This is a genomic window from Pseudovibrio sp. Tun.PSC04-5.I4, assembly GCF_900104145.1.
In the GTDB taxonomy this organism is placed as follows: domain Bacteria; phylum Pseudomonadota; class Alphaproteobacteria; order Rhizobiales; family Stappiaceae; genus Pseudovibrio.
The window spans coordinates 4541028-4562585 of record NZ_FNLB01000006.1 but is presented as its reverse complement, the minus strand read 5'-3'; the positions used below and the strand labels follow the sequence as shown (position 1 = coordinate 4562585).

The window sequence follows — 21558 nt, the reverse complement described above, 5'->3', positions numbered from 1 at the left end:
CAAAATCCAGACACAAAAAAACCGCTAAGCCATTGGCCTAGCGGTTTGAATTTTGGTTGCGGGGGCAAGATTTGAACTTGCGACCTTCAGGTTATGAGCCTCTTATTTGGAACATTCGAGTATTTAATAATATCAATGGGTTAACATACAAGCTGCTGATACAGCTTAGCAACTCCCACGAAACTCAATGAGAATGTACGACACCAAGCGGCGTAATGTACAGTTCAATCCAAATACAGCTGTTGACGTGGTGTTGACGCAGAACACTAGTCGGCCTTTTGACCCAAACCTGTCTGGTGCGTTCCGTTCTGTCCCTCACTGACGAAGAAACACTTCTATTTCCAGCTATCTCATTGATGCTCATTTGAGACATTGCGGATAACTAGCCAGTTACGTCAATTTAGTCACTTGATTGATTGTAGATTGAATATTATTTCAATCTCTAGCTGCTGCCTAAACAACTGCTACCACTCAGGATGGAGACATGAACCGACCTATAAGTGAGTTCATTGTGATCTTCATTCGCACTGTATTGAGGTCGAAGGGCAAGAACATCAAGTAGCTGAGATGGTGTCTCGACAGCAAACACTGTCAAACTTGGATCGTGATTTCAATTCAATCTAAAAATCAGCGAGTATCAGATGGCCTGTTCGCACGTAGCCAATAACGAAGACAAGGACTGTCTCAAAACATCAGACGCTTGGGATGCTTTCATCGCGAGTGAGTTACAAGCATCATGTAATGCTTATCTGGAAAAACCTGCTTTCCTCCTTGGACATTCTCGGGCTGAAAAGCAAGTGACTGCAGATTATGCCGATCGTGAGCTATTGGAACTCGTACAGAATGCAGCTGATGCCGCAAGCGATGCTGGCGGAACAGGAAAAGTGCTCATTGAGGTTAGCGAGGGCGCGCTTTTCGTAGCTAATACTGGCAAGCTCTTTCAGATGAGCGGTTTAAAATCTCTTATGACCGCACACACCAGTGACAAACCGACAAAAGCAGCACTAATGATTGGAGCTAAGGGGCTGGGGTTTCGCGCTATCTTGAACTGGACTGAAGCGCCAATTATTTTCAGCGGGGACCTCGAGCTTGGCTTTTCGCGCTCTCACGCACATGCAGTGGTTGCCGAGCTTGCCAGGAAAAATGCGGAGATTGCAGCAAACTTCGCCTCAAGCAACACAAATCAACCTCCATTGCTTGCATTTCCCGCGAGAGGGGCGGAATTAGATGTGCTCGAAGAAGACAAGCTTTCACTTGTACTTAAACGCGCACGCCAGTTACGCGCAGATGGTTATGACACAGTAATCGCTGCGCCGCTTCGCGACGGAAACGCACTAAATCGCGCAATCGACCAGGTAAGAGAATTCGAGCCGAGTTTCTTGTTATTTGTTCGCGCCATCCAGTCCATCCGCATCCGTTTGCCAGACCACAATGAGAAATGCTGGACGAAGATAGAAAAAGAAGACGGGTACATATCCCTGGTACTCAAAAGTCATTCAGAAACCAGTACTCAAGACTGGATTTTAAGGCACAAGTTTGGGAAAGTTGGTGAAGGCGAGTTTGAGAGAGGTTTCGAACTTGCAATTGCTATCCGTACTGGACAGGATAACAGCTTCGAAAAACTTCATTGTTATTTCCCCACTTCGCTTCCTCTTCCGTTTTGCGGGTTATTTCACGCTACGCTTGAGCTTGATTCTAGCCGAAAAACAATAAATGCAGAATCTGAACTAAACCGCAAAGTACTGGCTGCACTCGGCCGTTTTCATGCAGAAGTCCTTGACGACTTGCGCGAAGCCGGAAGAATTGAAGAGCCGCTCCTGTGGCTTGTCCCAGGTCAAGCTTTCCCCGATCCAATTAAGCCAATTGCAGATGCAGCTTGGGAACGCGCATCTACGCTTCCTCTTGTTCTTTGTAGGGATGACGTTTGGAGGACACCCGTAGATGCTAGGATCGGTCCGAAGAGATACGCTGACTATCTTCCGGCTCGCCTCTTTGGCCGCCTCGCAAAGGTAGAAGATAGTAGTGTCGAAGATCTGCTCCGCGAGCAATTCAAAGTATCGATAATGGACCCACAATATATCGTGAAGGAGCTTCGGCATGCAGAACTGAGCACTAGAGAAAGGGCAACGGCGATTGTGGGCCTTGCTCGTTTTGTGCCGGAAAACGCTCAAGACACTCGCTTATTTATCGACATAAGCGGTAAGAATATGAAGGCAACATCGTGTCCTTTCCCCGCTCCTTCCAAGGAAATGAAGCATCTAGCACTTCCGACATGGGCCAACGCTCGATTTATTTGCCCAGAGCTATGGACCGAACTTCTAGCTGTAAGCAAAGAAAAAAATATACGCGACACGATCCAAATGTTGAAAGGGTTTCAAGTAACTGAATACAGTGCAGATGCAGTTGTCGGGGCCCTGCGTAAAAGAGCGAATGAGCTACTGAAGAAAGGTCATGCCCCAGACAAATTGCAAGCAAGTTTCCTTGCGACCATTTATGCTCTGCACGATCAAAGCAGAAATCGCCCGCCCGGTGTCTTCAAAGTCAAATGCAAGGATGGATGTTGGCATGATATCACATCTGTCCACCTCTCTGAGAGCTATAGTTCGCCTGGAGAGATTACCTCTGCACTATATTCTGGTCACCCGGAGGTGCTTGTAGGCTCCCCTTCCGACAATGGCCTCGATGAAACAAACGATGACCTCGCTCAGTTCCTTGTTTGGCTGGGGATCAATCAGTGGCCACGAAAAGTGACCGAGGACTTACCTGTAAAATGGCGCGAGCACATAATTGGAGCTCTTCCAGAAGAATTCACTGTTTCCGATGGGAATACCATTAGGCAGGTCCAGCACAGTGATCTGAGGTGGGATTACAATTGCAAGGCAACCCACGAAACGGTTTTTGGGCTTGACCAAATTTTGATGACAACGCCAAGTGACGTTATTCTCGCTTGGTTAGCATATGATGATCGCCTTGATCCGCTCGCAGCGGAGCCTTCGTTTAAGGTTAATTTGCAAGCCCGCGAATCCGGTCATGCTAAATTTCGGCCTTATCTAGAGACATTGCCGAGCACAATTCACTTGGAAATACAGTCCAGGCCTTGGCTTGAATCCAAAGAAAACAAACACTGTGCGCCGCGAGACATGATGATCGCGCCTGGGGTTCTATCAGCCTTGTTCAAAGCCCCCCACAGCCATGACACCAACAGCCAATCAGAGTTCCCACTCAAAGCAGCCATATGGCGACGTGGTCTTGAACGGGCTGGAGTTGTACGGAATCTAGATGACCTGCCCGAGCAACAGATCTACCATTTATTACTTTCTCTGCCATCCCTAAATGTCAAACCTGAGGTAGCTGGCCGACTGTACTTGCAAATCCTAGAGCGAGACTCCTTTGATCCTAAGCTTGGGGGGCAGGAGCGAGACAAATTTATAACTGAAGGGTTTCTACCAATTCAAAACTCAGGACAACGCAGTTGGTGTGAGCGGCAAGGCGTCTACTATGCGCATCGCAATGATCTACCTGCGTCAGCAAGGACGCACTTACGGCTCATTGATCTACCTTCTAGACGTAATGCCAAGCATGTGGAGGCGCGCTTTGGAGTGCCCACGTTAAGCAAGGATGAACTCAACCTTCGACTTTGCTTAATCAACAAAGTCTCTAGCGTTCTCTCAGAAGAAATTGTTTCTCGTTACAACCGTGCAAAGCCATATATTCTAGCGTTTCGAAGCATTGGATTGTCATACACCGCAATCCATCAGCGTTTCAAATCCACCACCCTGACTGTGGCCAGAAAGGTCGAGATCGAGTTCAGCATCAATGCAGAGACGATTAAGGAACAGCTGGAACCGTGGCAACATAGCTTGGATAAAGAACAGATTGTGATAACCATAGACGACACAGGGTCACAAGATGAGATCATTAGCCAGAGTCTTCGAGCTATTTCTGATGGCATCGCTGAAATCTTTGAATTGCAAAATGGGGCGGCATTCTTCCCCTATCTCATGGCTTCATCTGAAAAACTACTTCTCAGTCAGCTCAAGCACGATCTGACGTCATTTAGTGAAGAGGAGCTCGTCTCCCTTATCAAAGGCACCGACCGGGCATTTGAATCACCTTATGCACCCGACGTGGATGCAGAGACTTTGGCATCTGGCCCTGCGCCTGGGAGCTCTCACCAGTCTAACGATGTAGATCCAACTTATCATCAGGCTAACAAAAGCCCAGAAGGGAAAGTGGAGGCTGATAACGATCCAAGAGCATCCGGTCCCGATGTTAAATTGGCGGTGCAACCACGGGATATGCCTCCATCAACATCTCCAACCACGAACGAAAAGCCTAAGCGAACGCTTCGGGTTGCTAGGCCAACCGGCCCCATCGGAAGCCCAAAAAATTCTGACAATTACCGCACAGCTGATGCGGAACACTGGACAAAGGCATTCGAAATTGAAGAAGGTCGTTGGCCCCTAACCGTGGCCCATCTCCAAGGGAATAGGTCATTTGGGTGTGATTTTCTCAGCTTTGATACCGAAGAGAAACGCGCCACCTTCAAAGAAAACCCTGACCAAATTGACTTAATCAACCGCTTCATCGAGACGAAATCAGGGAGCATAAAGTTCACTGACAATGAGTGGGCAGCCGCAAACAGCTTTCAGGATCGGTACTTCATTTACCAAGTATTTTTTATATCGGGCGGGCGTGACCTGGCTCAGCTCACTATCATCCAAAATCCGGTCGCGCTTCATGAAGCCATACGTATTGAGAGGGAACTGCAAATCGAAAAGGTCGTGGCCCCAGATGTGTACGACCTTATACCCAAGGCCAATAATGTTGATGATACTGATGGCGTAATTGAAGAGGCTTTGTGAGTTTCAACGGCGGGGTCTGAAAACAACCGTTTAATTATGTTGTTCAGCAACGTTTATCACTTACTATGACTATTACTTTGCATACCCTTTTAATACCTCAAACACCTATGAACGCCTATACGCCCAAAGGCGTCTGCCTCTAGGCTCTCCCTTGTGCACCTGCGCTTAACACCCCAAGACTTTAATCTTGCAAGTGCTAGCACACTACGCATTACTGGGATGGCATGTGAGGGGGAGTGTATTGTGCATAGTCGTCAACGCCTTACAGAAAAGATAGCACGCGCTGCAAAGCCAACCGTGCGCCAATATCAACTATTTGACACTGAGGTCCTGGGCTTTGCGTTGGTGATCTATAAATCCGGCTCCAGGGCGTTTAATCTGTCCTACCGTGTTAATGGCCGCCAACGCCGCTATACCATTGGCATGTGGCCCGCTTGGAGCGTAGTAGCAGCCCGAGAACGCGCCAAAACTATCCGCCGCGAGATTGAGATGGAGTGCGACCCGCTGGGCAACCGGGAAGCAGAACGTGTTGTGCCCCGAATAAGTGATTTGGTTGAGCGCTACATTGACGAGCATTTGCCTAAGTTGGCCGTCCGCAACCGAGCTGACCAGATTTCCATGTTGACCAAGCTGGTACTGCCGCAGTGGCGGAACCGATTGGTGCGCGAGATTTCTCCAGCAGACGTCAATAAGCTCTTGCTTGAGATGGCTGCTGGGCGTCACCGTCCCACTAAGAAACTACTGCTCCGATCTGCCCCCTGCCCGACACCAATCCGTGCTAACCGGCTTGGCGAGATCTTGCGCAAGATGTTCAACCTCTCTGTGCAATGGAAGATGCGTTCAGATAACCCTGCCCAAGGGTTTCACAAGCGTCCTGAGAATGCTCGCGAGCGGTTTCTGTCCTTTGACGAGATCAACCGTCTCTCTACAGCGCTGGAGAACAGCGAAGACAAGCGTGGAGCCGATGTAATCCGCCTGTGCTTACTAACTGGCGCCCGCCTTGGAGAAGTGCGTAATGCTCGTTTTGAGCACTTTAATCTGGAACTGCTCACCTGGTTTAAGCCAGCAACGACTACCAAACAGAAGCGCACCCACCGCCTGCCTATTTCCGCAGAAGTGGCTGATCTAGTGAAAAGGCGACTGGATCTTGTATTAGAGGACTGCCCCTGGCTCTTTCCAGGAGACGGTACTGGTAAACCCGTTCATGAAATGCGCCGGTATTGGCAGAGCATCTTGAAGAAGGCAGAAATATCCGATGTCCGCATTCATGACCTACGCCATACATTTGCGTCTCTTCTGGTCTCAGGTGGTGCGTCTCTTGAGGTTATCGGTCGACTCTTAGGCCATACCCAGATGAGCACTACACAGCGCTATGCCCATCTAATGGAATCTCCACTGCGTGATAGCGTCAATGCGGTGGCGGAGTATGTGAAACAAAAACCATCACAACAAGCACAGCAGGTTGCTGCATCGCCTCCCCCCAACATGCCTGCACCTGTCTCTAATTCTCCCGCTCCTTCTTCAGTGCCTCCCAAATGGGGCGAATACGGCGGCGGATGGTACTCATATCAGGCGCCTCTCCGGTTGGAGACGCCTCAATAAACCAGGCCTGCACTTCATTCGCCAACTCCTGCATGGTTTTGGGAACGCCTTCTGCAAAGATATGCACGCAGAGCGGTGCCCACATTCCCTCCCAATCATATTTCGGCTCACGACCACCTTTACCAGCGCGCTGGGCAAGGCCGTACTTCTCTTCAAAACGATAAAGATCGATGGCTGGAATCCAGAGTTCATCGGGCTGGACCTTCAAGCCCTGTTCTGGCTTGGTCACATAGAGCAGCTCAGCACAGTCTTGGTGAAACGGGATCACACGCTGAACCAAACAACAGCGGGAGCGCTTTCCTGTCGTACTCAGCATCTTGAACAAATCTGATCCAAACAGCTCCACCATGCCAAAAACGCGCCGATCACCACACGCGATATGCGGCGTACTGGTGACAATGCGAAAGCGGCCAACTTCTGCCCAACCAGCGATGGTGCCTAACGGGGCACCCCAGCGCGCTTCAGCTTCAAATAAGGTGAAATACTCCTTTGATGGCAGCGTCATTGGTTTCCCTCCCCTCGCGCAACCCAAACATCATGAAGAAGAAAAGTTGAGGCGCGAGGCAAATCACCTGCGTCTAATATCTGCTGTTTAAATCCTGCCTTGTGGCATCCAGCTTCTATTGGGCCTCATCAAAGAACACGCCGCCGCATGTATTTCACATTCAGTCTGCCGTTTAGGTCAGGATATTTCCAGCAGAACTTAAGACCTTTACCGGCTAACAACAGGCCAGTCTCTCAATTGTGCTGTCCCAACAAAGTTGATTTGACCAGTGCGTCAACCTTTTGAAATACTGAAAGGTTTTGCCGTCGCCAAGAATCTAAAATTACCCATTGATATTTAAGGGATATTCCAAACCCTCATGAACTAACAGAGGCGAATTCCACGCCTCATTACGCATCTCGAACTGCGTTTGGTAGAGGGTTATTTCGCCTCAATAGGCAGTGCTCAAATGTTTAAGCGCCTATGAACGCCCATCAACGCCTACGTGCCTATTGACCTTCCATGCTTAGCTTTTCCGCAAACCGTTTGAGTCTCAACCGGTCCTGCTTTGGAGGAGCACATGGAAGAGAGCATCCCTACCCCAGACCCTGAACAAACAGAGCCTAAGGCCGTCCTTGATGGCTGGATGACACGAGCAGAGCTTGCCAAAGAGCTTGGCGTTTGCGTCGACACGCTGAGCCGCTGGCAGACCATGCGCATTGGCCCACCCTGTGTGCGTACAGGGCGACGTGTGTTCTATCGTCGCAAAGCGGTCTTGGACTGGCTCAGGCAAAAAGAAATCCGCGAGAACCGGATCTCAAACTTATGAGTGTTCAAGCCATAACCTGGGCCTATCAATGCACTGAGATCACCGATCCGATCGAGAAGTTTGTGCTCGTCACTATCGCCAACTTTGCAGACGAGTACGGACTGTGCTGGCCATCGCAAGCCGCGCTGCAGGAGGCCTGCTGCTGCTGCGAGCGCAAACTGCGCAATTGCCTAACTCATCTGGAAGAGGTGGGCCTCATCACCCGCTATCAACGTCGCCGCGCCAATGGTTCTCGGAGGTCCGATATTTTCATCCTCACAGGCTTTGCTGATCGCAAACCCATCACCGATACAAACGACCACCCTGCCCTAGAAAACTTACCGGCGATCAAACCGGGAACAACCAACCGGCACCACGTGCCGGATGGCCCCTCCAGCAACCGGCACGTGGTGCCGCACCAACCGGCATGTGGTGCCGCTACCAACCGGCACGTGGTGCCCCCCTTGAACCGTCATTTAGAACCATCAAAAGAACCTTTTCCCCCTATCCCCCAAAACACCACCTGTGAACAACTTCGGGCAAAACCCAAAGTGCCAGCCAAGGAGAAATCCCATGAGCAATCTTTTCGATCCCATGAAGCCACCCAGCGCAAAAAATCCATTTCCCTTGTTTGGCAGAGAGCCTGGGATGAGGCTCTTACAGCATCTGGTAACCACCAGACCAGAACGACGCCAGGCGCAACGGACAACTCAGGAGATTGAGGAACTTGAGCAGCTTCTGGGCACACTCACACAGGCCAACTCACCTGGAGGGGCAGAACCGGTGAGTTTAGCTGTCGGACAACTTCTCAACCACTACCCGCAGAAACGCCTCCCACCAGAGGCCATCACTCAGCTCATCGAGGACTGGATCCAGGACTTGGGCAGCTATCCAACGGACGTAATCTTTGCCGCTTGTCAGGCTTGGCGGCGCAGCAGCAAGACTATCGCGCCTACACCCGGTCAACTGATGACCTTGACTGAGCCCATCATGGCAGCGCGAAACTTCCATATCCGGGTGCTGCATAGCGTTTTGGAAGCGCAAGAGGCAACTACCGAGAAGGTATCATGACACTCAGCACCACAGAGATCGTCGACCGACTGGAGCTTGCTGCCAGCACGTTACGGCGACTTCCCAACCCGCCGCGGTCATCTCCACGCCGCGATGGCAACACTTGGCCGCAGATCATCCATGATGTTCATGAAGCCTATGGTTACAACAAACCTCAAATCCGAGCGGTACCCAGCGCCAGGGACATTCAGCTCATGGAAGAAGCCATCGATTGGCTGCGATACGTGCCAGAGCCCGACGACAGGAAAATACTCTGGATGCGTGCGGAAGGCTTCCGCTGGCGACCCATCTGCATTCAGGTGGGGCTCACGCGCTCTACCGCTCACCGACATGCTGTGGCGGCTGTTTTGACCATACAGCGCACCATAAAACACCAAAGATAAGTACGATCATGCCTCTACCCTCTACATTCATGACCGGCTAATCCCATGGGTTTGTGGAGGAATTCGGTTTACTTGCATTGACACCTTGCCACATTCATCGCATGGTCATCTTGAGGCATCACAACCTCTACGAAGCGGTCACCGCAGCCGTTAATTGTCGGTCATTTTGTGTTCGGAGTTAGCTCTCCTTACGCAAACTCTCGCTTATGGGCGGGAGGGCGGTGAATATAATACCCCTCGCGGGGGAATAAACCCGCCTGTCTTCGTCAGGTTGTGAACCTCCCGCTCGCCAGTGGGTTGTCACAAGCCTTCTGCTGAGTGGTTTGTTCAACAAGCCAACGAAGAGGGCTTTGATATGACTGAAACTGGAAAAGAGAAATGTGCCCATACGTCCCTTCGCAATGAAGTGGATCAGCTTCGATTATCAACTAACCACCTCAAAAATCTAGTCTATTCCATGAGCGTGGTGATGAGCGAACGCATGGAGCATACCCAGGAATATGAAGCGTTGCTGACGCTGTTTGATACTGTGCGCAATCACATAGAAAATGTGCAAGGGAGTAGCGAGAGGATATCCGAGCTGCTTGAACCTTGCGCACTGGAAGTCTCAAAAGACTAAAAAGCATTGGAATGCTGAGAGGTTCCGCCTCTCATGGAATGTTCTAGCTTGGGAGGCACAGTGCCTCTCAGGCCTTTTTGGTTTGACCTGAGTTTTGAAAGCTCATCCATAGACCGGGAAGGTGCATCACTAGAGACCCGGAAGGGGTGCCCATGCCTCCTTTACCACAAACGAATCTTCTGGCGGCACCAAACTTGCCAAAAGACGAACCCCGCGCGGAGCGGGGTTATAATCCATGCACTGACATCCAGCTGGTTCAAATCAGACCAAGCTCTCGAAGTGTGGTCGCTGCGTCGAGGAGCTGGTCGGTATTCACTTCCACCGTAAGCGTCATGCTGTCTGCGTTAACACGGGCCTTGACCGCAGCCTTATCGTCGAGCTCACAAGCTATTGGGTCGCACGCCTCATAGGGCCTATGTTCATCAAAGCCTGCTTTAGCCAGATCGTGTGCTGCAATTCTGATTGTGCTGGTTCTCATAGCCCTTCCTCCGTTCGGGATAGGCGCCTTGCCCGCCTCTCACGACTGCAACCCCGCACTTCTTGGCGGGGTTCGTCATGTTTGGGGTGCAGCTGGTTTAGGCTTCTAGTTCTGCTGCCAGCTTCTCTCGCGCCGCAGACAGCATGTCCAGGTAGGCACCGCCCTTGTGCAGGATGATCTTGCCGGCCCAGAGTTCCTCAGTGAGCTTATCGCCAAAGACCTCGCGCATTTCTTCATTGGTGTATTGCAGAATTTCTGAGCTCCATTGCGGGTGTTCTGTGTAGATGTAATTGACGTGCATGGCGCTTGCTCCTCCTGGTTGCTTGTCCCTCCTACACATGGAGTAGCCGTGCTTATCTGAGTACCGTGGAATGCCATAGCGGCCTGCACAATCAAGGGCTTTGGTCTATCATACCCTAGGATTTGCGAGGGCACGGCGCGCCTTGAGTGTGGGCGGAGCGCTTCTAATAACAAGAGGGGCCTTATCTGCTGGTGCCGTCTGTTTCTGGCTGGCATCGTCTCACATCCACTTTGGGCTGGGTTCAGCTGCTTTGTGCCGCCTCCCCCTACAAATCACCCGAACTATTGGCGCGACAAAATCGGGTAGTTTCAGGCACATTGCCGCTATGCTCAGTGGAGCTGCGGCCCCTCCTCCAATCGAGTCAAGCCGCGCCAAACCACCCGTATAATCCGATACCAAGCATCCCCTAGTCCGGGTTTTGGGTCCTTCCGGGCCGCAACCGTATGCGGTGGGGCTTTGCGCACCAGATCGCCAGTTACAGGCGGATTTTTTGGGTGCGCAGTTTGGGTGCGCAGGTGCGCACTTGGCAAATTTTGCACCGCAACACAGCAACAATAACCTACTGAGACGATTAGTTTTCACCTCGCAGGGCATCAGTCGAACCCATCACCTCAGGGTGCGCACTTTGGCTACTCGGGTGCGCACCCTGATTTCCATGGTTCGCACCCAGCCAACAGGAGTTTCCAATTGCAAGTCGAGATGATGCCCATCGCGGCGCTGGTGCCCTATGCACGCAACGCAAGAACGCATCCCGACTGGCAGATTACCCAGATTGCCAGTTCCATTGCCGAGTTTGGTTTTACCAACCCGATCCTAGTCGGCGCTGACAACGATATCATCGCTGGCCACGGACGCTTGCTTGCAGCGCAGCGACTGGAGCTTAAGCAAGTCCCTGCCATTCGGCTTGCGCATCTATCTGAAGTACAGCGCCGTGCGCTCATCATTGCTGACAACAGGATCGCTGAGAATGCGGGCTGGGATGACGCCTTGTTGCGTGAAGAACTGGCCGCGCTCAGTGATGATAGTTTTGATCTGGATGTTCTGGGCTTTTCCGATGAGGAGCTTGGTGACCTTTTAGGTTTTGGAAGTGAGAACGCCCCTCCACTTCCGCATGGTGATGAGGATCATGTTCCCTCACCAGATCCAGTGCACGCCTCGGTTCCCGGTGCCATCTGGCTTATTGGTGGGCATCGTGTCATGTGCGGCGATAGCACAACCATGGAGCAAATGAGCGCGCTGTGCGCAGGTAAGTTGGTAGATGCGGTTTGGACCGACCCGCCGTACAACGTGAACTATGAAGGCGCGGCTGGAAAGATCAAGAACGACAATTTGAGCCGCGGCGCGTTTCGCAAGCTCCTTCTGGATGCGTTTTCCTGCGCTGCCTCGGTGATGCGTTCAGGCGCACCCATCTATGTGGCTCATTCTGAAACCGAAGGCAGGAGTTTCCGCCGGGCTTTTGTGGAGGCAGGGTTTAAGCTCTCCAGCTGCCTCATTTGGGTTAAGCCAGCTTTGGTGATCGGGCACGCAGACTATCAGTGGCGCCACGAGCCCATCCTTTATGGTTGGAAGCTTGGAGCCTCTCACAGCTGGTATGGCGGTCGCACCAACACCACCGTTTTTGAAGCGGACGGCAAATCCTTGCGAGTAATGCCAGATGGTAGTCTACAGATTGATCTGGGAGATCAGGTGGTGATTGTTGAAGGCAAGCACATGAGCATGCGTTCAGCTGATAGCACTGTGATCCACCACGACAAGCCGATCAGAAGCGCTGAACATCCGACCATGAAGCCAGTCTCTCTCATTCAGCAGATGCTGGAAAACTCAACCAAGCAAGGAGATTTGGTACTCGACCCGTTTGGCGGTTCCGGCTCTACCCTCATTGCCTGCGAAAAGATGGGACGTAAGGCACGGCTGCTGGAGCTTGATCCCAAATACTGTGATGTGATTGTGGCCCGCTGGCAGGAATACACCGGCCAGAAAGCCACACTTTTGGGCGATGGCCGCAGTTTTGATGAAATCAGAACATTGGTATGCGCTGATGGCTAAATCCAAAGGCCGTCCGCGCGCACTCCGATATGCGTCCAAAGCAACCCGCACCGTAATTCATCGAACAGCAAGTGCGGCAGCTCTGATCGGCCCGTTGGAACCTGGTCTGCACATCACCGGGCTTACAGCAGGACAGTTCTCCGCCATAGATGCCATGGAGCACATGGTCTCAGAACTGGGTCTCGCAGATGTACGCATCTCGACCTGGACCACTGGGATCTATGATGTGGAACGGACCCGGCAGATCCAGATGGGAGGCCGGATCAAAAATATCCGCATTCTTCTTGATCGCGGCACCTTTGAAAAATCGCCCAAGTTTGCTGGACCACTTATCGAGAAGTTGGGTGTGGAGGCATTCCGCTGTCTGTCCGTCCACGCCAAGGTGGTGATTGTCTCTGGCGAGCACGGTCAGGCGGTGATGCGCTCCTCAATGAACCTCAACATGAACCTACGCACCGAGCAGTTCGACATAGACGTGGATAACAAAGTGACAGCGTTCTACACAAGCTGGTTTGATGCCTTGTGGGAACAGTCAGCCCGCTCACAGGATAACAAGGCGATCATTCAGGCAGTCTATGACCGCTATCTTGAAAGCCCAGAAGAGCAGGAGTTCCAACAAACCTCCTTACGGTCACACTCGGCACAGGATATTGCTGTGTCTCTTGATGAAATCGATCATTTATGGACCTGATACATGGGACTGTCGCGACGTGCATATGCCGCCCACCGTAAAGCTTTGGGTTTATCTGGCAGAGGAGAATCCGCCGTTCGTAAAGCAATCCAGTTCGGCAGGGTCACACTAGAGGCCGATGGCAGCATTGATCCCGTCAAAGCGGATGCGGAATGGGAGGCATCGACAGACAATGCTAAACGCAGGCAGCACAAACGCTCCAGGGTTCACCCGCCTCAACCTGCGGCACCTACTGCTATTCCCGAGAGTGCAGACCCGATTGGCAGCTCCCAAGGCATTACATATGCCAAGGCAAGGGCAGCAAACGAGGCACTAAAGGCACAACGCTCCAAGCTGCTCTTGCAGCAGCTCAAGGGCGAGCTCATTGATCGTCGTGCGGCGGTAAACCATGTGTTTGATCTGGCCCGTAAAGAGCGAGACTCGTGGTTGCAACTACCAGCGCGTGTTGCCGCCAATATGGCCGCCGAACTTGGCGTAGATGCGCACAAGATGGAACAGTTACTCGATGAGGTCATTCGTGACCACTTAGCCCGGCTTTCCGAAATCAAGATAGAGCTCAGTGGGTGAGTATCAGGGCACAAGTGACATTCAAACCGCCTGGCTTTCGGGACTGGCTCCAGATCCGGCCCTTACGGTTACCCAATGGGCTGATGCCAAACGCTATCTGTCCTCAAAGGGTGCAGCTGAGCCCGGCAAATATGCAAGTTCGCGCACCCCGTTTATGCGCGCCATTATGGATGCACTTTCCCCCAGTCACTGGGCTCAGAAGATCATCTTTGCCAAATCCGCTCAGGTTGGCGCAACGGAGGCCGGCATCAACTGGATCGGGCACACCATGGAGGTGGCGCCCGCACCATTTTTAGCCGTGCAGGCTAATGAGACCACTGCTAAGCGGTTTTCCCGCCAGCGGGTGGATCCGATGATTGAGGCAACACCAACGATACGAGGGATCGTGGCCCCGGCCAAGTCGCGAGACAGCGGCAACACGCAGTTGGAGAAAAGTTATCCTGGTGGGCATCTCTTCATTGCTGGCGGCAACTCAGCGGCAGGCCTCAGGTCTATGCCAATCCGCTATGTACACCTTGATGAAGTAGATGCTTACAAAGATGATCTGGATGAGGAAGGTGATCCGGTCACATTGGCTGAAGCACGCACCCATACGTTTGGCCGGCGCAAGAAGATCTACATCTCGTCTACGCCAACCATCAAAGGGGCCTCGCGCATCGAAGCAGAGTTCGAGCTGAGTGACCAGAACCGCTACTTCGTGCCCTGCCCCCATTGTCTGGGCCTACAGCATTTAAAGTTCGAACGCCTCAAATGGGATTGGGGTAGTCCGCGTTCAGTTTGTTATCTGTGTGAGCATTGCGACCACCCAATCGAAGAACGCTTTAAGACTTGGATGATGGATCCTGCAAACGGCGCCTGCTGGCAACCAACTGCAGATCCTGAATTGATCCGCAAGGCCCATGAAGCTGGCATCATCGGGTTTCATATCTCAGGGCTTTATTCTCCCATTGGCTGGCTGTCCTGGGAAGCGATTGCCCGCTCCTGGGAAGCAGCCCAGGGTAAGGACGCACTTCTCAAGGCGTTCAAGAACACCACTCTTGGCGAGACCTGGGAAGAACAAGGCGAAGCACCGGACTGGCAAAAGCTTTATGAGCGCCGCGAGACCTTCAAACTTTGCACTGTCCCACATGGCGGATTGGTGCTTACCATGGGCGTTGATGTTCAGCGAACCGGGCGATTAGAGGCAGACGTTTGGGCTTGGGGCAGAGGTAGTGAGAGCTGGTTGGTTGATCACATCACGCTGGATGGCGATGTCACCAAGGTCGATGTATGGAACGAGCTCACCGAGCTTTGTGGCAGCACCTGGCCGCATGAGAGCGGTGTGCCCATGTCCATCGCCCGCGTGGGCATTGATACGGGCGATGGCATGACCGTGGATTCCGTTTATGCCTGGGTGCGCAAGATGGGTCGCGGCCAGGTGATCGCCCTCAAAGGCCGTGGCGGGTTTGACCGCATCGCCCCTGTTGATGGGCCAAGCTATGTGGACGTGACTGAGGGCGGGCGCAAAATCTCCCGCGGCGTTGCTCTTTGGAATGTGGCAGTTTCTGTCTTCAAGTTAGAGACCTACCGCTATTTCCGCTTGAATGTGCCCACCGACGAAGACCTTGCTCTTGGTAAAACCCATCCGGCAGGCTTTATCCACGTGGGTCAGGGCGTCAGTGCTGAATGGTTCAAGCAGATCACCGCTGAGCAGCTGGTTCAACGCAAGAACAAACGCACTGGGTTTGCCAAATCAGAATGGGTCAAAACTCGCGAACGCAACGAGGCATTGGATTGCCGCGTCTATGCCCGAGCTGTGGCCTGGCTGCTGGGCATCGATCGCTGGGATGAAAGCCGCTGGCAGGATCTGGAAGCTCAGCTCAAGCAAGCTCAGCAATCTGCCCCAGAACCAGCAGGCCAACCGCAACGGCAGAAGCGATCCCGCAAGATCAAGCAAAACACCTGGTTCGGCAAACAGCAAAGGAACTGGTTTAAATGAGCTGGACATCGGCAGAGCTTGCAGCCTTGAAGAAAGCCTATGCAGCCGGTGCCACCCGTGTGTCTTATGAGGGCAAGACAGTTGAGTACGACAGCGGCGCCCAGCTGCTTGCCCGCATTCGCATCATTGATGCGGAAATTACCGCGATAAGTGGCAAGAAGAAACCGCTGGCAGGCTTTGTTCGGTTCACCCGGGAGATCCGATGAGAACGAAGTCGGTGCACGTTCCTTTCACCTGGAGTGATCGGGCGCTGGCTCTGTTTTCACCAACGCGGGCTGCAAAGCGCTATGCCAGCCGCGCCACCCTTGCCAATTTACGCCGGCTTTATGAAGGCGCGCAAAAAGGACGCTTAAGCGACGGATGGCGTTCCAGCAATACGGCTGCGGATAGTGAGATCACAGCAGCAGGCGGTCTTCTGCGGGAGCGCATGCGTGATCTGGTGCGCAACAATCCACTAGCAGCTCAAGCGGTTCAGGTGCTGGTCAACAACATGGTTGGTCCCGGCATCCGGCCACGGGCGGCAACAACGAGCAAAGCGCGCAACAAGAAGATCGACAAGCTCTGGAACGTCTGGTCCAAGTCCTGCGATGCCCATGGTCATACAGACTTTCATGGTCTGCTCAGTCTGGCCGTGCGTGAGATGATTGAAGGTGGCGAGGTCTTTGCACTCAAACGCCCGCTGCGCGCGGCCAAAGGCAAGGTGCCGTTGCAGATCGAGCTACGAGAAGCTGATCACCTGGACACCTCTCGCCTGAGTGAGGCCAAAGACAATTCTATCCGCCAAGGCATTGAATATGACAAGACAGGCCGGCGTACTGCCTACTGGATGTTTCCCGACCACCCGGGCGATACCACCTCCGCGTTCATACGGCGCCTAGAATCCATTCGCATCCCGGCAGACATGGTCGCCCATCTGTTTGAGCGTCAGCGGGTACAGTCCCGTGGCGTCCCTTGGGGAACACCAGCCATGACTGCGCTTCGAGACCTGGGCGACTGGCAGCTTGCTGAAATGGTGCGCAAGAAGACCGAAGCCTGCCTTGTGGGTGTGGTACTTGGTGAAGATGGCGATGGCGGAGCTTCTGTTGCCCCCACGGTGGAAGATGCTGACGGCAACCAGATCGAGCAGTTCTCGCCCGGCATGATTGCCTATGCGCGGGGCGGCAAAGACATTCGCTTCAACACACCGGGCCATTCTGGTGGCATTGCCGAATGGAACCGGGTGCAGATGCATATCATCGCGTCGGGTTTCCGCGTGCCGTATGCGCTGATGACAGGAGACCTCAGCCAAGCCAACTTTTCCTCCAACCGCGCCGGGTTGAACGAGTTCCGCCGTATGGTCGATCAGGTGCAATGGCACATCATTATCCCGATGTTCTGTGAGCCCATTTGGGCGTGGTTTGTTGAGGCCGCTTACACCGCAGGGCTGATTGATACGCTGGAGGTGCCAGCCGAATGGGCACCGCCCAAGTTTGAAAGCGTTAATCCCAAGCAGGATGCTGAAACAGATCTTATCGAGACCAGAGCAGGCTTCACCTCCCTGCCCCAGCAGATCGCCAAACGTGGTTATGACCCACAACAGGTGGCGGAGGAACAAGCTGCCTTCCTCAATGAGACTGATGCCCTTGGCCTGGTTCTTGATAGCGATCCCCGCAAAGTCTCCCGCGCCGGACTTGCTCAAACTGAACCGCAAACAGACACCCCGAGCAACACGCTGAAGGACCAAGCCTGATGCCAGAGCAAACATTCAACCTGCCGCTTTTGGGGCGGGCCGCGGAAGTGCGCGCAGATAGCGTGGACCGTGAGGCTCGGACTATCCAGATTGTCTGGACCACGGGCGCCACCGTGCAACGCATGCGCTGGGAGGGTTGGGATGAGCTTGTTGAATATGATGAAGAGCTGCTGGTCGATGAGAGGTCCGTTCGCCTTGGCAGATTGGACGCAGGAGCCCCGTTCCTAAACTCCCACAATGCCTGGCGACTGGAAAGTGTGCTGGGCTCCGTGGTGCCCGGCTCCGTCCGATTGCAAGACGGCAAAGGCGTTGCCACCATCCGGCTCACCGATGCGCCAGATGCCTCGAGCATTGTCCAGCGTATTTTGGAAGGGTCCGTTCGCAGTGTGTCTGTTGGCTACCGGGTCCATACCTATGAGATCACAGCGCAAGAAGGCAAACGTGAACTCTGGCGTGCCACCGACTGGGAGCCTCTGGAAGTTTCAGCAGTCGCCATTCCAGCTGATCCGGGTGCGCAAACACGGGCTATAGGAGAAATGCCCCACTCCTTCAGTCCTTGCACCCTTATTCGCAGTGTGCCGTTCTCCCCCTCGCCCAAGGAGGCATTGATGCCCGATACGCCCAAAGCCCCACCAACAGAAGATAAGACAAGGACAACCCCTCCGAAAACGCCAGAGCAAACAGCTTCGCCCTCAACTTCCACAGAGGAAGCACCAAACGTTGAGAGCGTGCGTGCAGAAGAGCGAACCCGTGTGAGCACCATTACTCAGCTGTGCCGGCGTCATAAGCTGGAAGAAAGCTATTCAGATGATCTAATCACCCGTGGCGTGTCCTTGGAGACCGCCCGATCAGAAATCCTCGACAAGATCTATGAGGCAGATCCGCTCAAAGGCAAAACCTCAGAACCAGCAGAAGCACGAGGACAAGACACTCGAGAGATCTCTTATCGCGATGCCCTCACCAATGCACTGCAACACCGCGCTTCGCCTGATCTCAACAAACTCAATGAGGATGCTCGGCAGTTTCGTGGCATGACGCTTTTGGAACTCGCCCGCCATGCTCTGGAGAGGCGCGGTTTCAGCACCCTTGGCATGAGTAAGATGGAGCTTGCAACCGCCGCCTTTGCCATGCGCTCCGCGGGTTATCATGCAACCTCAGACTTTCCAGCCATTCTTGCCAATGTGGCTGGCAAGACCCTGCGCGATGCTTATGACATCACCCCGCGAACCTTCCGTCCCTGGGCACGGCGCACAACCATCGTGGACTTCAAACCCGTACAGCGCACCCAGCTTGGCGGTGCGCCTGACTTACAAAAAGTGCTGGAATCTGGTGAATTCCAATACGGCACCATGGGTGAAGGCAAAGAAGTCTATGCACTGGCTACCTACGGCAAGATCATCGCCATCACCCGGCAGGCCCTCATCAATGATGATTTGGATGCCTTTACCAGGATCCCACGTTCCTTTGGAGCGTCAGCCGCCGATCTTGAAAGCGATATTGTCTACGCCATCCTCAAGGACAATCCGGTCATGCAGGATGGGACTGCGTTGTTTCATGCAAAGCATAACAATCTGGGAGCTGCCGCCAGAATTGATGAGACATCGCTCACCGTAGCTTATCGTGCCTTTGGCCTGCACAAGGGACTAGAAGGCCGGCTGATCTCGGTTCAGCCACGCTACATCATCACTCCGCCCGGCCCACGGTCAGTCGAAGCGCGCAAGCAAATCACTGCCACCACCCCGGCCAATACCGCGGATGTGAATGCATACGCAGGTCGCCTGGAACCCATAGAAGAACCGCGCCTGATCCCGGCATCAGGTCAGGATCCCTGGTTCATGGCTGCCGATCCAGTTCGCATTGATACGGTGGAGTTTGCTTATCTGGAGGGCCAGGAAGGTGTCTTTACTGAAACCCGCACAGGCTTTGAGGTCGACGGCATTGAGATAAAGGCCCGGCACGACTTTGCCGCCAAGGCCATTGATCATCGTGGGCTCTACAAGAACCCTGGTGCGGCGGCACCCTAATGTCCTGACAAGACCCGTACTTTGTCAGGACCACCCACACCCGGCTCCACCCAGCTCCTCTAGAGCCGGGTGTGGAATAGTGCAGGAATGAATGCTGCGCCCCTTACACAATACCAGCCAATTCCTTCTCCAAATATTCAAGAGACCCACGTACGATCCACTTATGAGCAATACCTACTGGCACCATATAAGCATGACCGAACCAGTTATGGACAAGCACTGAAGATGTCACGGCGACAGAGGACCCGTCCGTCGAAATGCATGTCATAACATCAAGATGCTTGTCTCTCTCTGTAAGCACTAAAGCGCTTTCATCTGTGTGCTCGACCAAAAAAAAATCGAGATAATCACCCTCCACCACAGTGTCAGGTATCTCGCCACCAAATCCGCTGATTTTCTTGACACCAAAGAGTGACGAAATTTCATCACGCACCTTGAACGCAGCTTTCAATATCGGCTGCGGCTTTTTCATCATAACCCGCCACGCCTCCAAAGGATGGATTATGCTTGGTATTTCAATAGCCTGGCTGTCGAAATAGTCCAATTCAGCAACAGGTTTGAGAATCCGGACATTGCTTTCAGGAAATCTAATCATTTGCATAATCTAACAGGTGAATCATCAAGACAAAAGGGCGGAATAAACCCTTAGATTATACATGCTTGCCACGCACACCTATCGAAATCATCTAGCATCAATAGCTCTCATCTCAGGAAACGACCTCAAAGGTCATAGCCCGTAAGAAACAATATTTCTCAGGGAAATAGACTTACGTTCTTTGTTGCCGTCCCAACCATTCAATAAGGAGGTTTGAAACGATCTCTGGTTTCTCCTGCTGAGACCAGTGGCCACAATCTTTGATAACATGACGTTCTAGGTTCAGAACAGACTGATGCATTTGCTCGCTCAATGATGGGGGAAGGTATCCATCGTCTGCCCCGCAAATCATGAGAGTTGGCACTTTAATAATCTGCTCCATTCCCTCAGTTTCACGCCAATTTCGAGAGAAGTTGCGATACCAGTTTAGCCCACCGGTGAAGCCGCTATGCTGATAGGTACGAACATACACATCAAGATCACTTTGAGATAACAGCAACTCGCCTCGAGGTTCAGCATCGCGATTTTCCTCAAACTCTTTGAACAGGGCCATATTGTCTGTTGTTGGAGCCTTAGCCTCTTTTCTACCTGAAGGTACGGATCTACGTCGCATGAGGGATCGTAAAAAACGTTCCGGCTCATTGTCCAAAAGACGGTCAACCCTACCTTCTTCCTGCATCGCCACGATATACATGTCCTTGCCAAACTTGTGACGATACATTTCAACCGGGTCGATCTTCGAACGCGGAATAAACGGCGTATTGAGGCTCATCACACCTATCAACCGTTCTGGATGAAACAGCGCCAGTTGCCACATTAACAGCCCGCCCCAATCATGACCGCACACAAATGCCTGATCTATGCTCGACGCATCCAAAAGCGCGATGACATCTCCCATAAGATGTTTCATGCTATACGCATCGACCTCATCTGGTTGGCCCGTTTTGCCATAACCGCGAAGGTCTGGCGCAATCACGCGGTAGCCAGCCGCCACCAACGGTTGGATTTGGTAACGCCATGAATACGCAATCTCCGGCCAGCCGTGAAGCAAAACAACAGCTGGACCAGTGCCAGCTTCATAAACAGCCATATTAATGCCATTGCACCGGCAAAACTTCACAGGAGGCATTAGCGCCTCAACACGATCCGACATGTAATAGCAATTCCTCTGGTCGGGACAACGAAATCATTTTCCTAACTTAAGCAAACAGAACAACTTTAACCTATTGATCCTACAATATATTTCAGATCAACTTGAATACACCAAACCGATTTATAATTACAGCAAACTTCAATTACCCACTGAGCGTTGGTAAG

19 protein-coding genes are annotated in these 21558 nt (G+C 52.7%); 14 read left to right on the top strand and 5 right to left on the bottom strand.

Annotated elements, in window-relative coordinates:
* Positions 1–641 precede the first annotated feature (641 nt).
* Positions 642–4865 (top strand): sacsin N-terminal ATP-binding-like domain-containing protein, encoded by a 4224-nt coding sequence (locus tag BLS62_RS26465; RefSeq protein WP_093188353.1) that lies wholly within the window; start codon positions 642–644, stop codon positions 4863–4865.
* Between the two features lie 243 nt (positions 4866–5108).
* Positions 5109–6467, top strand: a complete 1359-nt coding sequence (locus BLS62_RS26460) for a site-specific integrase (protein ID WP_093188350.1) — start codon at positions 5109–5111, stop codon at positions 6465–6467.
* On the opposite strand, the gene BLS62_RS26455 is transcribed toward BLS62_RS26460, so the two are convergent.
* The gene (locus tag BLS62_RS26455) at positions 6367–6972 is read right to left on the bottom strand and encodes a hypothetical protein (protein ID WP_093188347.1); all 606 of its coding nucleotides are present in this window, start codon (positions 6970–6972) and stop codon (positions 6367–6369) included. The genes BLS62_RS26460 and BLS62_RS26455 overlap by 101 nt on opposite strands.
* Before the next feature lie 559 nt (positions 6973–7531).
* On the opposite strand from BLS62_RS26455, the gene BLS62_RS26450 reads away from it, so the two are divergent.
* The 5 genes from BLS62_RS26450 to BLS62_RS26430 all read left to right on the top strand — a co-directional run bounded on the left by BLS62_RS26450 (position 7532) and on the right by BLS62_RS26430 (position 9832).
* Entirely contained in the window at positions 7532–7780 is a 249-nt protein-coding gene (locus tag BLS62_RS26450; RefSeq protein ID WP_093188344.1) for a helix-turn-helix transcriptional regulator, read from the top strand.
* Positions 7777–8481 (top strand): helix-turn-helix domain-containing protein, encoded by a 705-nt coding sequence (locus BLS62_RS26445; protein ID WP_093188341.1) that lies wholly within the window; start codon positions 7777–7779, stop codon positions 8479–8481. The genes BLS62_RS26450 and BLS62_RS26445 overlap by 4 nt, the downstream gene beginning before the upstream one ends.
* 61 nt (positions 8482–8542) lie before the next feature.
* The gene (locus BLS62_RS26440; protein ID WP_093188338.1) at positions 8543–8830 is read left to right on the top strand and encodes a hypothetical protein; all 288 of its coding nucleotides are present in this window, start codon (positions 8543–8545) and stop codon (positions 8828–8830) included.
* Entirely contained in the window at positions 8827–9213 is a 387-nt protein-coding gene (locus BLS62_RS26435) for a DUF6362 family protein (protein ID WP_093188335.1), read from the top strand. The genes BLS62_RS26440 and BLS62_RS26435 overlap by 4 nt, the downstream gene beginning before the upstream one ends.
* A gap of 355 nt (positions 9214–9568) precedes the next feature.
* A complete protein-coding gene (locus tag BLS62_RS26430) occupies positions 9569–9832 on the top strand; it encodes a hypothetical protein (RefSeq protein WP_093189653.1) in 264 nt (87 codons plus the stop codon).
* Positions 9833–10088: 256 nt separating this feature from the next.
* On the opposite strand, the gene BLS62_RS26425 is transcribed toward BLS62_RS26430, so the two are convergent.
* Positions 10089–10310, bottom strand: a complete 222-nt coding sequence (locus BLS62_RS26425; RefSeq protein ID WP_093188332.1) for a hypothetical protein — start codon at positions 10308–10310, stop codon at positions 10089–10091.
* A gap of 97 nt (positions 10311–10407) precedes the next feature.
* Entirely contained in the window at positions 10408–10611 is a 204-nt protein-coding gene (locus BLS62_RS26420) for a hypothetical protein (protein ID WP_093188329.1), read from the bottom strand.
* Positions 10612–11298: 687 nt separating this feature from the next.
* Here BLS62_RS26420 and BLS62_RS26415 point away from each other — a divergent pair.
* From BLS62_RS26415 to BLS62_RS26385, 7 genes are read left to right on the top strand one after another with little or no spacing between them, the layout of a single operon-like run.
* Entirely contained in the window at positions 11299–12657 is a 1359-nt protein-coding gene (locus BLS62_RS26415; protein WP_143521602.1) for a site-specific DNA-methyltransferase, read from the top strand.
* Positions 12623–13348: a hypothetical protein gene (locus tag BLS62_RS26410; protein WP_143521601.1), complete on the top strand. Its 726-nt coding sequence runs from the start codon at positions 12623–12625 to the stop codon at positions 13346–13348. Before BLS62_RS26415 ends, BLS62_RS26410 begins: the two co-directional genes overlap by 35 nt.
* A 3-nt stretch (positions 13349–13351) precedes the next feature.
* A complete protein-coding gene (locus BLS62_RS26405; RefSeq protein WP_093188320.1) occupies positions 13352–13915 on the top strand; it encodes a hypothetical protein in 564 nt (187 codons plus the stop codon).
* The gene (locus BLS62_RS26400; RefSeq protein WP_200798577.1) at positions 13908–15893 is read left to right on the top strand and encodes a phage terminase large subunit family protein; all 1986 of its coding nucleotides are present in this window, start codon (positions 13908–13910) and stop codon (positions 15891–15893) included. The genes BLS62_RS26405 and BLS62_RS26400 overlap by 8 nt, the downstream gene beginning before the upstream one ends.
* Positions 15890–16099: a phage head-tail joining protein gene (locus tag BLS62_RS26395; protein WP_093188316.1), complete on the top strand. Its 210-nt coding sequence runs from the start codon at positions 15890–15892 to the stop codon at positions 16097–16099. Before BLS62_RS26400 ends, BLS62_RS26395 begins: the two co-directional genes overlap by 4 nt.
* Positions 16096–17622: a phage portal protein gene (locus BLS62_RS26390; protein ID WP_093188312.1), complete on the top strand. Its 1527-nt coding sequence runs from the start codon at positions 16096–16098 to the stop codon at positions 17620–17622. The genes BLS62_RS26395 and BLS62_RS26390 overlap by 4 nt, the downstream gene beginning before the upstream one ends.
* Positions 17622–19646: a prohead protease/major capsid protein fusion protein gene (locus BLS62_RS26385; protein ID WP_093188309.1), complete on the top strand. Its 2025-nt coding sequence runs from the start codon at positions 17622–17624 to the stop codon at positions 19644–19646. Before BLS62_RS26390 ends, BLS62_RS26385 begins: the two co-directional genes overlap by 1 nt.
* 103 nt (positions 19647–19749) lie before the next feature.
* Here BLS62_RS26385 and BLS62_RS26380 read toward each other — a convergent pair whose 3' ends face one another.
* Together BLS62_RS26380 and BLS62_RS26375 are read right to left on the bottom strand one after the other, a co-directional pair.
* The gene (locus BLS62_RS26380; protein ID WP_093188307.1) at positions 19750–20241 is read right to left on the bottom strand and encodes a DUF2867 domain-containing protein; all 492 of its coding nucleotides are present in this window, start codon (positions 20239–20241) and stop codon (positions 19750–19752) included.
* A 172-nt stretch (positions 20242–20413) separates the two neighbouring features.
* On the bottom strand, positions 20414–21394 hold the full coding sequence (locus BLS62_RS26375) for an alpha/beta fold hydrolase (RefSeq protein ID WP_093188304.1): 981 nt from the start codon (positions 21392–21394) through the stop codon (positions 20414–20416).
* Between the last annotated feature and the right edge of the window lie 164 nt (positions 21395–21558).

Bases quoted from the DNA above. Each gene is read 5' to 3' on its own strand.
- BLS62_RS26450 (WP_093188344.1), top strand. From the start codon at position 7,532: ATGGAAGAGAGCATCCCTACCCCAGACCCTGAACAAACAGAGCCTAAG.
- BLS62_RS26375 (WP_093188304.1), bottom strand. From the start codon at position 21,394: ATGTCGGATCGTGTTGAGGCGCTAATGCCTCCTGTGAAGTTTTGCCGG.
- BLS62_RS26385 (WP_093188309.1), top strand. From the start codon at position 17,622: ATGCCAGAGCAAACATTCAACCTGCCGCTTTTGGGGCGGGCCGCGGAA.
- BLS62_RS26410 (WP_143521601.1), top strand. From the start codon at position 12,623: ATGAAATCAGAACATTGGTATGCGCTGATGGCTAAATCCAAAGGCCGT.
- BLS62_RS26420 (WP_093188329.1), bottom strand. From the start codon at position 10,611: ATGCACGTCAATTACATCTACACAGAACACCCGCAATGGAGCTCAGAA.
- BLS62_RS26395 (WP_093188316.1), top strand. From the start codon at position 15,890: ATGAGCTGGACATCGGCAGAGCTTGCAGCCTTGAAGAAAGCCTATGCA.
- BLS62_RS26380 (WP_093188307.1), bottom strand. From the start codon at position 20,241: ATGATTAGATTTCCTGAAAGCAATGTCCGGATTCTCAAACCTGTTGCT.
- BLS62_RS26430 (WP_093189653.1), top strand. From the start codon at position 9,569: ATGACTGAAACTGGAAAAGAGAAATGTGCCCATACGTCCCTTCGCAAT.
- BLS62_RS26465 (WP_093188353.1), top strand. From the start codon at position 642: ATGGCCTGTTCGCACGTAGCCAATAACGAAGACAAGGACTGTCTCAAA.
- BLS62_RS26435 (WP_093188335.1), top strand. From the start codon at position 8,827: ATGACACTCAGCACCACAGAGATCGTCGACCGACTGGAGCTTGCTGCC.
- BLS62_RS26445 (WP_093188341.1), top strand. From the start codon at position 7,777: ATGAGTGTTCAAGCCATAACCTGGGCCTATCAATGCACTGAGATCACC.
- BLS62_RS26425 (WP_093188332.1), bottom strand. From the start codon at position 10,310: ATGAGAACCAGCACAATCAGAATTGCAGCACACGATCTGGCTAAAGCA.
- BLS62_RS26405 (WP_093188320.1), top strand. From the start codon at position 13,352: ATGGGACTGTCGCGACGTGCATATGCCGCCCACCGTAAAGCTTTGGGT.
- BLS62_RS26390 (WP_093188312.1), top strand. From the start codon at position 16,096: ATGAGAACGAAGTCGGTGCACGTTCCTTTCACCTGGAGTGATCGGGCG.
- BLS62_RS26455 (WP_093188347.1), bottom strand. From the start codon at position 6,972: ATGACGCTGCCATCAAAGGAGTATTTCACCTTATTTGAAGCTGAAGCG.